This window comes from Candidatus Accumulibacter propinquus (genome assembly GCF_056856495.1).
The window spans coordinates 45,989-60,887 of record NZ_JBSEHC010000004.1; the positions used below are offsets into that span (position 1 = coordinate 45,989).

The window sequence follows — 14,899 nt, forward strand, 5'->3', positions numbered from 1 at the left end:
TGGCCTCAGGAGCGGAAACCCGATGAACGAAGCCGACGTCACTTGCAGTTCGCTTCCTGGGCATGGCGTCTTTCGGCGGCGATCGCTGAAGACCCGGGTCACTCTGTTCACGTTGGCCATTTTCGTGATCAGCATCTGGTTGCTCGCTTTCTACGCCAGCCTGATGTTGCGCAAGGATATGGAACGTCTGCTGGGTGAGCAGCAGCTGTCGACCGTGACATATGTGGCGGCCAAGGTCGACGGCGAGTTGCAGGACCGGTTGCATGCGCTGGACCTTGTCGCCAGAGCCATTGCGTCGCCCTTGATCGACAACCCGGCTGCCTTGCAGACATTTCTCGAGCAGCACGTTGTTCTCGGCAGTCTGTTCAACGGCGGTATCATCGCTTATCGACGCGACGGCACGGTGATTGCCGATGTGCCGCTGTCTGGAGGGCGGAGTGGCGTCAATTTCATCGATCGTGATGCCGTCGTCGCCGCGCTGGACGAGGGCCGACCGGCGATCGGCAAGCCTCACCTGGCCAAGAGGAAAGGAAATCCCGAATTCGGTATGGTCGTGCCCATTCGCGATGCGCGGGGCAGGGTGATCGGTGCGCTGGGCGGGGAGATCAACCTCGGCCTCCCCAATTTTCTGGACAGGATTGGCGAAAGCCGCTACGGCAAGACGGGCTACTACCTGCTCGAAGACCCCACGCACCGGCTGGTGATCACCGGTTCCGACAAGAGCCGCATCATGCAGCCACTTCCCGCTCCTGGCGTCAGCCCGCTGATCGACCGCTACATTGCGGGCTACGAGGGTTCTGGGGTCGGGGTCAACCCAATGGGAGTGGAAGTGCTGGCTTCGGCCCGACGCATTCCTGTGGCAAACTGGCTGATCGTTTCTGCATTGCCTACCGAAGAAGCGTTCGCGCCGATTGGCGAGATGCAGCAGCGCATGCTGCTGGCAACCATCCTCCTGACCCTGCTGGCGGCTGGTCTGACCTGGTGGATGTTGAGGCGCCAGCTATCTCCGGTCATTGCCGCCATGGACCGGCTGACCGCGATGTCGAACGGCGGCCAGCCCCTGCAATACCTGCCAATCGCCAGCCAGGATGAAATCGGCCAGCTCGTCGGCGGCTTCAACCGCTTGCTGGCCACCCTGGGGCAGCGCGAAACGGCATTGCGAGAGATGGAGTGGAAGTTCCAGGCCCTTTTCGCGCAGGGTCCGATCGGCGTGGCGTACCATGAAATGCTCCATGACGCAGCGGGCAAGCCGGTTGATTATCGCTTCCTCGACGCCAATGCGGCCTACCTGGAGTTGACTGGCGTCGACCCGCGCGGCATGACCGTTAGGCAGGCCTTTCCGGGGATCGAAAACGACCCCTTTGACTGGATCGGAACCTTTGACCATGTCGCCCGGACCGGGGAACCTGTACGCTTCGAGCAGTATCTGCAGGCCAACGGGCGCTGGTACGATTGTGTGGCCTATCAGTACAGGCCGAATCAATTCGTCGTGGCGTTCCTGAACATCACCGAACGCAAACTCGCCGAGGAAGCGCTGCACCGAGCGGAGGAGGTACAGGGATTCCTGGCAAGAGCCAGTAGCGCGCCATCCGAGGAGCCGTTCTTTGCCGTCCTGGCGCGTTACATCGCCGAGCGCCTCGACATGTTCTACGTGTGCATCGATCGTCTCGAAGGCGACGGACTGAGCGCCCGGACATTGGCCATCTGGTGTGACGGACAGTTCGAGGACAACGTCACCTATACCTTGCAGGATACCCCCTGTGGTGATGTCGCCGGCAAGGAGGTTTGCTGTTTCCCTGCCAACGTCTGCAAGCTGTTCCCGCGTGACCGGGTGCTCCAGGACTTGTGCGCGGAAAGTTACATCGGCGTCACCTTGTGGAGCCATACCGGCAAGCCGATTGGACTGATTGCCGTGATCGGGCGTAGCCCGCTGGCGAACCGCCATCTGGCAGAGTCCACTCTGAAACAGGTCAGCGTACGAGCGGCAGGAGAGCTGGAACGACTGCATGTCGAGGAGGCGCTTCGCGATCACCGCGACCATCTCGAGGAATTGGTGACCTCGCGCACCACCGAACTGGCGACAGCCAAAGCCGCCGCAGAAGCCGCCAACCTGGCGAAAAGCAGTTTCCTGGCCAACATGAGCCACGAAATCCGCACGCCGATGAATGCCATCGTCGGTCTCACGCATCTGCTGCGCCGGAGCGAGCCAAGGCCCGATCAGGCCGAACGACTGGGCAAGATCGACAGTGCGGCCAATCACCTCCTGTCGGTGATCAACGACATCCTCGACATCTCCAAGATCGAGGCCGGCAAACTCGAACTGGAACAGACCAACTTCCCTCTGGGGGCGGTGATCGACAACGTTTGCTCGATGATCGGCGATCAAGCCCGTGCCAAGGGCCTGGCCGTCGAAGTCGACCCGGGCGGCGTCCCACTTAGGCTGTGCGGCGACCCGACCAGGCTGCGGCAGGCCCTGTTCAACTACACCAGCAACGCCGTCAAGTTCACCGAGCGTGGTGCCATCACTTTGCGTGCCGGCCTGCTCGAGGAGCGCGGCGAAGAGGTTCTGATGCGCTTCGAGGTGGTGGATACGGGCATTGGCATCAGCCCGGACAAGATCCCCAGCCTGTTCGCTGCCTTTGAGCAGGCCGACGCCTCGACCACCCGCAAGTATGGTGGTACCGGCCTTGGGCTGGCCATCACCCGACGACTGGTAGAAATGATGGGCGGGGAAACCGGTGTGCAAAGCGAACCGGGCGTGGGCAGCACTTTCTGGTTCACCGTCCGCCTGCAACGTGGCCACCCGAGCCGGTCTCCCAACACCGACGACAGCGTCGAGAATATCGAGACCGAGCTGCGCCGGCAGCATGGAGGTGCCCTGTTGCTCATCGCCGAAGACAACGCAATCAACCGGGAAGTCGCACTCGAACTCCTGCATGCGGTGGGGCTGGCTGCCGACAGTGCTGTCGATGGCCTTGCCGCGGTAGACATGGCACGCGCGACCGACTATCAGTTGATCCTGATGGACATGCAGATGCCCAACATGGACGGTCTGGAAGCGAGCCGCGCCATCCGCCGTTTGCCCGGGCGGGAGTCGACGCCGATTCTGGCGATGACCGCCAACGCCTTCAACGAAAATCGGCGTGCCTGCCAGCAGGCGGGCATGAATGACTTCATTGTCAAACCGGTCGATCCAGGCGCACTGTACGCGGCGCTGCTCAATTGGCTACCGGGATCTTCCCCGGTACCGCCGGCTGATCCGATGCAGAAGCCATTGCAGGATCCGATCCCGGAGCCGGGACTCGCTCCAGCCATGAACGCCGTTGCCTGGCGGAAGCGACTGGCGCACATACCGGGTCTGGACGCTGAGCGCGGTCTGGCACTGGTGCGCGGCAATCCCGCAAGGCATGCGCGGATGCTGGGCCTGTTTGTTGACGGTCACGCCGAGGATGTCTCGCGCCTCGCCGAAGGGCTGGCGTGCAATGACCTCGGCACGGTCGAACGATTGGCCCACACCCTGAAAGGTTCTGCCGGCAATGTCGGGGCGGTCGCGGTGGCCGGGGCGGCGGCCACCCTGCTGGCGGCGACACGCGCGGGTATGGTGTCAGGCGAAGTCGAAACCTGCTGTTATGCCCTGATCGCCGAGCTGGCGCGTCTGGTCGAAAGCATTCAGGGAGTCCTGGACGAATGATTGCTGCCCGGCTTCCCCGATGGCGCGCCTGCCAGTGGCAACCCTACCTGGTGGCGCTGCTGATCATTGGTGCTGCGAGTGCCCTCCGCGCCTGGGTTTTCGCCGATCTGGGGAGAGCCACGGCCTATCTGACTTATTATCCCGCGGTGGTTCTCGCAGCCCTTTATGGTGGCCTCTACGTGGGCCTGGCGACGACCGGCGCTGCGGCTTTTCTGTGCTTCTACTGGATACAGCAGGGCTACATGACCCATGTCGAAACCCTGGCGATGGGCGCGTTCTTGCTGAGTTGCACGATGATCTCCGGGATTGCCGAGGCCATGATCCGTGCCAAGGCGCGGGCGAAACTGGAAAAGGAGCGTGCCGAGGCCGCGAATCTGGCGAAGAGCGCATTTCTGGCCAGAATGAGCCATGAGCTGCGCACGCCGATGAATGCCATTCTGGGCTTTGCCGAAATCTTGCGTCGCGATGCGGGCATGTCCGGAGAGCAGCGAAAAAACCTGGAGATCATCAATCGCAGCGGCGAACACCTGCTGGCGCTGATCAACGATGTGCTGGACATGGCCAAGATCGATGCCGGCCGGATGGTCGTGGAGAACACCACCTTCAACCTGAGCGAGATGGTGCACGAGGTTGCTGACCTGTTGCGCTTGCGGGCGGAGGCCAGGAACCTGGAACTGGTGCTGGATCAGTCTTCGGATCTGCCGCGTTTTGTTCATGCCGACGTCACCAAGTTGCGCCAGGCGATCATCAACCTGGTCGGCAACGCCATCAAGTTTACCGAGCAGGGTGGCGTCACCTTGCGCTTGCGCGCGCTGCCTGGCGATTCCGCCCGTCGCCTGCGGCTGATCATCGAAGTCGAAGATAGCGGTGTCGGCATTGCTGCGGCTGATCAGCAGCGCGTGTTCGATCCCTTTACCCAGGTGGGCCATTCGACGCTCCAGAAGGGGACCGGGCTGGGCCTGGCCATCACCCGCAGGTTCGTCGATCTGATGGGGGGGCAGATCGGTGTGCAGAGTACACCAGGCAAGGGTTCGACCTTCCGCGTCGAACTCCCCGTCGATCCGGCCGATCCTCCCGCGCCTGGGTTGCCTGTCCCGGCGGGACGGATTGTCGGACTGGCGCCCGGTCAGCCCGAGTACCGCGTGCTGATCGTCGAGGATCAGGTGGAAAACTGGGAGTTGCTGCGGCAACTGCTCGAGCCGATCGGATTTCAGGTGCGCGTTGCCGAAAACGGCAGGGCCGGCATCGAAATGTTCGAGAACTGGCGACCGCAGTTCATCTGGATGGACATCCGCATGCCGGTGATGGACGGCCTGGAGGCGACACGGCGCATCCGAACGCTGGACGGTGGGCAGTCTGTCAAGATCGTCGCGATCACCGCCTCCGTCTTTGCCGAGGAGATCGACAATGTCAGGACGGCCGGCATGAACGACCTGATCCGCAAGCCCTTCCGCCGCGAGGAGATCTACGATTGCTTGCGTCGCTACCTGGGGGTGATTTTCATCCGGGAGGAAGCGTCGGTGCAGGGGGGGCCGGAAGAAGCGTCCGCAATCCTGCGACCCGAAGCCGTGGCGAGCCTGCCCGAGGCCTTGCGTGCAGACCTTCGTGAGGCGATACTCTCCCTTGAATCCGAGCGGATTGCCGCGGTCATCGAGCGTGTTGCCGTCGGGAGCCCGCAATTGGGAGGGTTGCTTTTCCGGCTTGCCGGCCAGTTCAACTACTCGGCGATCCTGCAGGCGCTGAATGCGGCAGCGACCCCGGATACCGGAATGGAGAGCGAAGCGTGAACCAAGGCACCGTCCTCGTCGTCGAGGATACGCTGGCGTCGCTGAAGTTGCTGACCGATACCCTGAGTGCGGCCGGCTATCAGGTGTTGCCGGCGAACAGCGGGGAACTGGCGCTTGCTGCGGTGGCGCTGAAGGGGCCGCAACTCATCCTGCTCGACCTGCGCATGCCGGGGATGGACGGTTTTGAAGTCTTGCGGCGGCTCAAGGCGCGGGACGAGAGCCGCGATATCCCGGTGATGATTCTCAGCGCGGTCAGCGAGAGGGAGCAGCGTATCGAGGGGCTCAAGCTCGGCGCTGTAGACTTCCTGAACAAGCCATTCGAGCAGGAAGAATTGCTGGTGCGGGTAAGTACCCAGATGAATCTGAGCCTGGCGCGTGCGCGGCTGGAAAGGCAGGCCGCCGACCTCCGGCTGGCCAATGCGCAATTGCAGCGCGAGATGCTCTTGCGTCAGGGCGTGGAGGACGCCCTGCGGCAGGCCAAGGAGGCGGCCGAGGAAGGGCTGGAGCAGGAGCGGCGCTTGTTGGCATTGGTCGTCTCCTCTTCGGAAGATGCGATCATCAGCAAGCGCCTGGACGGCATCATCACCAGTTGGAACCATGGCGCGGAAAAGCTCTTCGGCTATACGGCAGCCGAGATCCTCGGGCAACCGATCCTGACGGTGATTCCCCCGGAGCGTCACGACGAGGAAGAGAGGCTGCTTTCCGCGATCCGACGTGGCGAATCGATCAAGCACTATGAAACCACGCGGATTGCCAAGGATGGTCACGTGCTTGAAGTTTCGGTCACGTTGTCGCCGATCCGGGACCACGAAGGTCGAATCATCGGCGCCTCGAAGATCGCCCGCGACATTTCCGAGCGCCGGCGGACTGAACAGGCGCTGGCCAGGCATCGTGACGAGCTGGAAGAACGGGTGCTGTCGCGTACCGCCGAACTGGCGCAAGCCCGCGACGCCGCCGAAGCCGCGAACCGGGCCAAGAGCGCCTTCCTGGCCAACATGAGCCACGAACTGCGAACCCCGCTGAACGGCATCATGGGCATGACCGATCTGGCGCTGCGTCGCGCCACGGATCCCAAGCTGCTCGATTGGCTCCAGAAAGGCAAGGGCGCGGCACTGCATCTGCTCGCGGTGATCAACGACATCCTCGAAATCTCGCGGATCGAAGCGGGCAGAGTGGTGCTCGAAGAGCAGGACTTCAGCCTCGCGCAAGCCCTCGACGAAATGCTCGGCAGGCAGGAGACGGCAGCCCGCGAGAAAGGCTTGGTCCTGTCCTGTACGCTGGCGCCGACGCTGCCCGATCTGCTGCGCGGCGACGTCTTCCGCTTGCAGCAGATGCTGCTCAACCTGGTCGGAAACGCCATCAAGTTCTCGGAGCGCGGACAGGTCCGCGTGACTGCCGACGCGCTGGAGGAGGACAGCCACAGCGTGTTGCTGCGCGTGCAGGTCAGTGATCAGGGCATCGGCCTGAGCGCCGATGAGCAGGCACGGCTGTTCCACGCCTTCAGCCAGGGCGACGACTCGATGACCCGCAAATACGGCGGCACAGGCCTGGGACTGATCATCTGCAAGCGCCTGGCCAGGTTGATGGGTGGCGATGTCGGGGTGGCCAGCGAAGCGGGTGTCGGCAGTACCTTCTGGATCACGGCGCGTTTGCGGCGGGCCGCCGATTGCCGGCCGGCAGGCACCAAATCCGCAGCCGAACCGCCGAGCGGGACACCGGCTGCCGCAGCCGAGCCGTCACGCGCGCACTGAACAGCGGATTCAGCGACGTGCAGGAAGCGCATATCTTTCAGTGGCGGTCGCTCAAGACCAGGGTGACGATCTTCACCCTGGCGATCTTTCTGGTGAGCCTGTGGTCGCTGGCGTTCTACGCCGGCCGGATGCTCCGGCAGGACATGCAACGATTGCTGGGTGAGCAGCAGTTCTCGACGGTGACGTTTGTCGCGGCGACGCTGGAAGACGAGTTGAAGGACCGTCTGCAGGCGCTCGAACAGGGCGCCGGCAGTGTTGACGCCCGGTTGCTCGATCGGCCCGCTGCCTTGCAGCAATTTCTTGAACAGCGCCCGATCCTGCAGGTCCTGTTCAACGCCGGGGTCGTTGCGCTGACGCCCGCGGGCAGGGTGCTTGCCGCGGTCCCCGTTTCCTCGGCCACCCCTGGTGCTGATTATCTGACCAGGGAGGTGATCGCCGCGACGTTAAAGGAGGGCCGGTCGATGATCAGCGAGCCGGTCACCGGCGGGCGACTCAAGCAACCCGCTTTCGCCATGCTGGCACCGATTCGCGACCAGCATGGCCAGGTGATCGCTGTCCTGCTCGGGCGGATCAACCTCGGGAGCCCCAATTTTCTGGACCGAATCACGGCTAGCCGCTACGGCAAGAGCGGCGGCTATCTGCTCATCGATCCGCAGCGCCGCCTGATCGTCACCGCGACCGACAAGAGCCGCCGCATGGAAGTGCTTCCCGCACCCGGCATCAATCCGGTCATCGACCGTTTTATCGAGGGTTTTGAGGGGTCCGCGGTGATGGTCAATCCGCCTGGCGTCGAGGCCCTGGTTTCGGACAAGCGGGTTGCCGTGGCCGGCTGGATCATGGCCGCCACCCTGCCGACTGACGAGGCTTTTGCCCCGATCCGCGCCATGCAGCAGCACATGCTGCTGGCCACGCTCATGCTGACGCTGCTGGTGGCTGGTCTGACCTGGTGGATGTTGCGGCGCGAGTTGTCGCCGCTGCTTGCCGCCGCCAGGGCGCTGCTGACCCTGCCGGCTGAAGGCGAGCCGCCGCAGCCTTTGCCCGTCGCCCGCGATGACGAGATCGGCCAACTGATCGGCGGCTTCAACCACCTGCTGGAGACCCTGACGCAACGGGAAAGGGCGTTGAAGGAAAGCGAGGCCTTCAAGAACGTCATCCTGAACTCCGTGCCTTCGGAAATCGCAGTGCTCGATCGCAATGGGGTGATCGTGACGGTCAACGAACCCTGGACGCGTTTTGCCACGGAGCACGGCACGGTGCCCGGCGAGCCCGCGTCACGAACCGGCATTGGCGTGAACTACCTGTCGGTTTGCCAGGCAGGCATGGTTTCCCAGGCGAACGGGGGAGAATTGAACGCCCTTGAAGGCATCCGGGCCGTGCTCAACGGCAAACTGGCCAGTTTCACTCTCGAGTATCCCTGCAATACTCCGGAGCAACGCTACTGGTTCAACCTGATGGTCACTCCCCTCGGCCAGGACGGTGACGGCGCCGTGGTCTGCCATTCCAACATCACCGCGCGCAAACTGGCCGAACAGACGCTTGCCGAAAGCGAAAGGCGTTTTGCCCAATTCATGGATGCCTTGCCGGCAGCCGCGTTCATCAAGGACCAGGACGGCAACACGCTCTATGTCAATCGCTACCTGGCGGAGGTCATCGGCGCCAGCGCGTGGCTGGGGAAATCCACGCGCGAACTCTTCCCTCCCGATGTGGCGGAAAAGATGATCGCCGACGATCGGCAGGCGCTCGAAGCCGGTTTTCTGGACACCGAGGAGCCGTTGCCAGGCGCCGATGGCACCTTGCGGCTCTACCAGACCCACAAGTTCCGTATCACCCGGCAGGCCGGACCGCCCTTGCTCGGTGGCATCGCGCTGGACATCACCGAACGCAAGCAGGCCGAGGCGGCGTTGCACAAGAGCGAAGAGCGCCTCTCGCTGGTGTTGCGCGGTACGCAGGACGGTTTCTGGGACTGGGATCTTCTGCGCAACGAACGCTATTATTCGCCGCGCTGGTGGAACATGCTCGGCTACGAGGACGGCGAGCTGGCCGTCGATTCGGAATTGTGGCGACGGTTGCTGCACCCCGACGATCTGGAACGAGTCAGGCAGGTCTACGCCACGGCCCTGACCGACGGCACCGACGCCTACGAGGTCGAGTTCCGTTTGCGGCACAAGCGCGGCCACTATCTCGACATCATTGCGCGTGCGTTTGTCCTGCGCGATGAACTCGGCAGGGCAATTCGGGTTTCCGGCGCCAACCGCGACATCACCCGACGCAAGCAGATGGAAGACGCCTTGCGCGAGCAGGAAGAGTTCTTCCGCCTGATTGCCGAAAACCTCGAAGGCTTCGTTGCGGTGCTCGATGTCGAAGGACGGCGGGTCTACAACAGCCCTTCCTATACGCGCCTGCTCGGCGAGCGCAACCTTTCCGGAACCTCTTCATTCGTGGACATTCATCCCGCCGACCGGGAACGGGTCACCAGGGCGTTCCGCGACGCCGTGACCACGGGGGTCGGGCAGCATCTCGAATTTCGCTTCCTGCGCGCCGACGGCGGAATCCTGTTCATGGAATCGCGCAGCGGTGTGATCAGGGACAACACCGGAAAAACCAAATGCATCGTCGTCGTCTCGCATGACGTCACGGCGCGCAACGAAGCCGAGGGAAGAATCCACCACCTGGCCTTCTATGACGCACTCACACAACTTCCCAACCGCCTGACGCTGAAGGATCGTCTCAGCCAGTGCATGGCGGCCAGCAAGCGCAACGGCTGCTATGGCGCCCTGATGTTCCTCGATCTGGACAATTTCAAGCCGGTCAATGACACGCATGGGCATGAAGTGGGCGACTTGCTGTTGATCGAGGCGGCCGATCGGCTACGGAAATGCATCCGCGAGATCGACACCGTGGCACGCTTCGGCGGCGATGAGTTCGTGGTGTTGCTTGGCGGTCTGCATGCGGACAAGGCCGAATCGGCTGCCCAGGCGGAGAACGTCGCGGAAAAGATACGCCTCACCTTGTCGGAGCCGTATCTGCTCACCGGCATGCACGAGGGGGAGCCCGCGGAGACCATCGAGCATCACTGTACGGCAAGCATCGGTGTGGCCTTGTTTCTCAATCACGAAGGCAGCCGCGACGACATACTCAAGTGGGCGGATGCGGCGATGTATCAGGCCAAGGAGGCTGGGCGAAACCGGATTCGCTTTCATGGATCGCCTGAGCGGGTGGAGCGAGGCTGATCAGAACGGTGCGCTCAGGGTGACGTTGATCGCCGAACTGCGCGCTCCGGGCTGAGCGATCGTGGTCGATGCGCCAAGGCCAAGGCGCAGGGACTTGCCGAGTTCGGCATTGACGCCGGCCAGCAGCGTGCCGTAGCCGCCGTTCTGGTTGCTGATCGGCATGTCCATGGCGGTCGGACCGCCGACGAAGCCGGCACGGTAGCTGTGCTGGTCGTCGTCGTGTTCGTAGTCGTAAGTGAGTTGGGCGTAGGGGCGCAGGCGCGTGCCGGACCAGTCGGTCTCGGCCGCCACCTGCCAGCCCAGCCGGGAGCGCAGCGACGTGCGGGTCTGGCCGCTGAAGGTCATGGCCGTGGCGCTGTTCGACTGCTCGCTGAAGCCGTCCACCCGGACGCGCTCCCAGGCCAGCGCGGCGAGGGGGCCGTGCACGAGGTTGCCGCTGAAGAAGTTGTAGCCGATCTGCCCCTTGACGCCAAACTGGCCGCCGCGGGTGTTGCCGCGTTCGCTGCTGCTGAACGGACCGAGGACGACGTTGCGCTTGCTCTCGAAATCGAGCCAGGACCAGGTGGCCAGAGCGCTGGCGTAAAAGGCGCCGAACTTGTGCGCCGCGAAGGCCGACAATGCCCACTCGTCGTACTTCACCGTGCCCTGGTCATTGCCGAGATCGAAGGGCGCATTCCCGTAACCGAGGGTCACGCCGCCAAACAGTTGCTCGCTGAAGGCCTTTTCGTAGCCGATGACGAAACTGCCGCCGGAGCCATGCGCCGAAGGCAGGCCGTCGTGGGCGTCTTGCCTGGACGAGGCCTGGTCGCCGGTGACAAAGAAGCCCTGGCCCTGGTAGCCGAAGTTCTCGAACTGCTGCAGTCGGTCATCGATCGAGCGCCATTGCGCGCCCGATCGCCCGATCGGTACCAGCGACAGCAGACCCACGCGGCTCGCTCCTTCGAGCGAGGCATACACCCAGTCGGACACCACCCGGTGCAGACTGGAGGTCCAATGCACGGCGTCAGCGAACAGGTGTCCATCGGGGGCCGCCACGCAGGCGAGGGCGTCTGGCGGAGACCCCGGGCACACCGGGGTCGTGGTGTTGGTGAAACCGTAAGCCCCGGGGTCGGCGAAGATGGCGTTGAACAATCTGTTGCCATCGAAAAAGAGCAGGTTCCTGCCGGCCAACCCCGCCACCAGGGCCGCGTCATAGGTGGCCGTCAGGCTGGTGAGCAGAGCCGCACCGGCCGGCGGCAGGCTTCCGGCAGCGGGGGTCCGGCCGATATCGGGTACGCCGATGACAATCAGGTGACGGACGCCGGCCGACTGGAGACGGGCCACCTGCGTGGTCATCGCATTCGCCGCGGTCAGTACGGCCGCCTGGGCGACCTCGGGAGAGCCGCCGCCGCTTACCCGAGTCGCCTGGACAAAGATGTCGTTCGACCCACCCAGGAGCGCGTAGAGTGCTTTTGCATCGACGGGTCCGCGGGCCAGAAAATCGCTGACCTGGGCGCTCACCGGCGGGATGAACGGCCGCAGAAGCGGAAAGTCGTTGAGACTGCCGGGCTGCAGATCGACGCGTGCGCCACCGACCGCAAAATTGTTGCCGCCGGCGATCGGGGTGAATCCCGCCGTTGCCCCGGCCTGCCAGGCGGCATAGGCGGCGCTGACCGGCTGGCCGTAACTGGCGCCGAGGTTCTCGCTCCAGACGGTGCCGGGGTTGGTGGTGAAACGGGCGTTCGGCCCGACCAGCGCCTGGTAGGCACCCGAATCGGTCAGGCTGTCGCCGAAGATTCGGACGTTCGAATAATCGCCGGCCTGTGCTACGGCAACCACGCCAAGCAACAAGGCCGTCAGGACGGCTCCGCGTTTCGTGATCAAGCCAGGCTGCCCATGCACTTCACACTCCTTGCCAAGTTCTGCATTTTAGCAGACCGTCGCAGTCCTACTGCCCCGGGAGCGCCGATACGCCGCGTTTCTTCAGGAATTTCCCGAGTTTCTTGTCGCTGGAATGGATGTGCTGCATCAGCCAGGCGTGCAGCGACATCGCCAACTGTTGCAGGTTGATCTTGGGGTTGGCCTTGAGTTGCAGGTCATAGCTCGCCAGCGCGTCGGCCAGTTGCAGGTGCTGCGCCTGGTGCTCACCGATGTCCGGATAAGCGTGTTCGAGCATCAGTTTTTCCTCGAAGGAAAAGTGGCTGCGCACGTATTCGATCAGCGCCTTCATCACCTTTCTCGATTCGCTCTTCTTGTCGCCTGAACGCGTGCTGGCGTCAAATCGGCTGAGGATGCGGATCAGTTCCTGGTGCTGGGCATCGATCCAGGCATGCCCCGTCTCGTAGGTGAATGACCACGCCAGCAAGGGGTTGCTGGCCTCCGCGAGTTGTTTCTTGATGCGTGGCTTCGATGCGACTTCGTAAGGCGGGTTTTCTGCAAAGTCGCTCAGGGCCGCCAGCGGTAGCGGACGCGAGAAATGGTAACCCTGGATGACATCACAACCGCTGGCTTCGAGGAAGGCCATCTGTTCCGGCGTTTCCACACCCTCGGCGACGGTCATGATGTCGAGCTTGTTGGCCATCTCGATGATCGCCAGCACGATGGGCGCGTTGTTTTCTTCCCGGATGAACGACTGGTCGATCTTCAGATAATCGAAAGGCAACTGGTACAGGTAGGAAAGGGACGAGTAGCCGGTGCCGAAATCGTCCAGGGCGAGATTGACGCCGATCTTCTTCAGGGCCATGAGCGTGGCCTTGGTCGCGGCAAAGTCGTTGATGAAGGCGCTTTCCGTGATTTCCAGGGTCAGGCGGTAACCGGCCATGCCGTCAAGCGCTTCGACGACCTTCGCCACGATGTCGCTCTGGGTGAGTTGCAGCGGCGACAGGTTGACGGACATGTTGATGCCGGTGCTGCGCATGACCCGACAGGCTTCCTGCAATACCCACTCGCCGAGCTTGCAGATCAGTCCAGCCTCCTCGGCGATGGGAATGAAGCGCGCCGGACTGATGATTCCCAGTTCCGGGTGCGCCCAGCGCACCAGCGCCTCGGCGCCGTGTACGCTGCGGCTGACCAGGCAGAGCTGCGGCTGATAATGCAGCAACAGGTCAGCGGGGATGGCCTGGCGCAGTGCGTTTTCGACCATCATTTTTTCCAGTGCCTGCGCGTTGATGCGTTCCGTGAAGAACTGGAAATTGTTCCGTCCCTGATTCTTGGCATGATACATGGCGACATCGGCGTGCTTGAGCAAATCGGCGACGAACTCGCCGTCGGTCGGGTAGATGGCGATGCCTATCGAGGAAGTGGTGGTGACGGTATGGTTGTCGATCCGGCAGGGCTTGCCGATCGCGGCCAGCAACTTCTGGGCGGCGTGCGTGATGTCAGCCTCGTCGTTGAAATCCTCGAGCAGCAGCACGAACTCGTCGCCGCCCTGCCGCGAGACGGTGTCCGTGGCGCGCAGGCATTCCTGGATGCGACGCGCCACTTCCTGCAGCAGCAGGTCCCCCACCTCGTGGCCGAGGGTGTCGTTGACCACCTTGAACTTGTCGAGGTCGATGAACATCACCGCCAGCCTGGAGCGGTTCCGCTCCGCGCGCCCCAACGCCTGTCTGATCCGGTCTTCCACCAGGCTGCGGTTGGGCAACCCGGTCAGGAAGTCGTGATGCGCCATATGCTCGATTCTGGCCATCGTCCGGCTGGCTTCGGTGATGTCGTTCATCAGGCCGATGTAGTTGGTCACCGATTCGCCCGTCCGGACAACACTGATGTTGGCGTGCACCAGATACTCCTCGCCGGTCTTCTTCCGGTTCCATATGTCGCCCTGCCAGTGGCCGATCTCGTGCAGGGTTTGCCACATCTTGCGGAAGAAGCTGCGCGGATGGCGCCGGGAGGCAAACAGCCGGGGATTCCTGCCGAGCATTTCATCGGTGCGAAAGCCTGGCAGCCCTTCCAGGGCCCGGTTGGCCGAGATGATGTGGTTGTCCTGACTGGTGATCACGATGCCTTCCGAGGCGTTCTCGAAGACGCTGGCGGACAGTTTCAGTTGCTCCTCGGCCTCCTTGTGACGGGTGATGTCCTGGAGCACCTCGATCGCCCCAATGATCCTGTCGCCATCGAACAGCGGTTTTGCCTCGAAGCTCAGGTAACGTCGCTTGCCCTTGAGGTCGTCGAACCAGCCCTCTGCCTTGTAGCCATCACTGGCAAATTCCGTTTTCTCATGCTGACTGTAGAAGCGCGAAGCATCCGCCAGCAGGTTGTCCAGTACCAGGTCGGCCAGGCAGGGCCTGGGCTCATCGTAGAAGCCCTTCCAGTGATCCTGCGTGCCCAGGACATCGCCAGCGGCGATGCCGGTCAACAACTCGCACGGGCCATTCCAGGCCACCACCACATGCCGGGTGTCGACCATGAACGCGGGCAGGCTCAGGGCATTCAGTATGCTGCTAGTCATTGTCATGTTCTCTCAAT

Annotated in this window: 6 protein-coding genes; 4 read left to right on the forward strand and 2 right to left on the reverse strand. The window is 63.0% G+C overall.

Translation table 11 applies throughout. The annotated features are described in order from the left end of the window. The first annotated feature begins 22 nt into the window (after positions 1-22). Genes AC15MQ_RS16365 through AC15MQ_RS16380 form a run of 4 tightly spaced genes read left to right on the forward strand, consistent with a single transcriptional unit; the run spans position 23 to position 10,459 of the window. Positions 23-3,691: an ATP-binding protein gene (locus AC15MQ_RS16365; protein ID WP_483080690.1), complete on the forward strand. Its 3,669-nt coding sequence runs from the start codon at positions 23-25 to the stop codon at positions 3,689-3,691. Then, on the forward strand, positions 3,688-5,478 hold the full coding sequence (locus AC15MQ_RS16370; protein ID WP_483080691.1) for an ATP-binding protein: 1,791 nt from the start codon (positions 3,688-3,690) through the stop codon (positions 5,476-5,478). The genes AC15MQ_RS16365 and AC15MQ_RS16370 overlap by 4 nt, the downstream gene beginning before the upstream one ends. After that, positions 5,475-7,229, forward strand: a complete 1,755-nt coding sequence (locus tag AC15MQ_RS16375; RefSeq protein WP_287668349.1) for a PAS domain S-box protein — start codon at positions 5,475-5,477, stop codon at positions 7,227-7,229. The genes AC15MQ_RS16370 and AC15MQ_RS16375 overlap by 4 nt, the downstream gene beginning before the upstream one ends. Positions 7,230-7,246: 17 nt before the next feature. After that, positions 7,247-10,459: a PAS domain S-box protein gene (locus AC15MQ_RS16380; protein WP_483080692.1), complete on the forward strand. Its 3,213-nt coding sequence runs from the start codon at positions 7,247-7,249 to the stop codon at positions 10,457-10,459. Here the strand turns inward: AC15MQ_RS16380 and AC15MQ_RS16385 are convergent, their stop codons facing one another. Together AC15MQ_RS16385 and AC15MQ_RS16390 are read right to left on the reverse strand one after the other, a co-directional pair. Beyond that, positions 10,460-12,322 (reverse strand): autotransporter domain-containing protein, encoded by a 1,863-nt coding sequence (locus AC15MQ_RS16385; RefSeq protein ID WP_483080693.1) that lies wholly within the window; start codon positions 12,320-12,322, stop codon positions 10,460-10,462. A gap of 64 nt (positions 12,323-12,386) precedes the next feature. Beyond that, positions 12,387-14,882, reverse strand: coding sequence for a bacteriohemerythrin (locus AC15MQ_RS16390; protein ID WP_483080694.1), 2,496 nt, complete (start codon positions 14,880-14,882; stop codon positions 12,387-12,389). Positions 14,883-14,899: the final 17 nt, after the last annotated feature.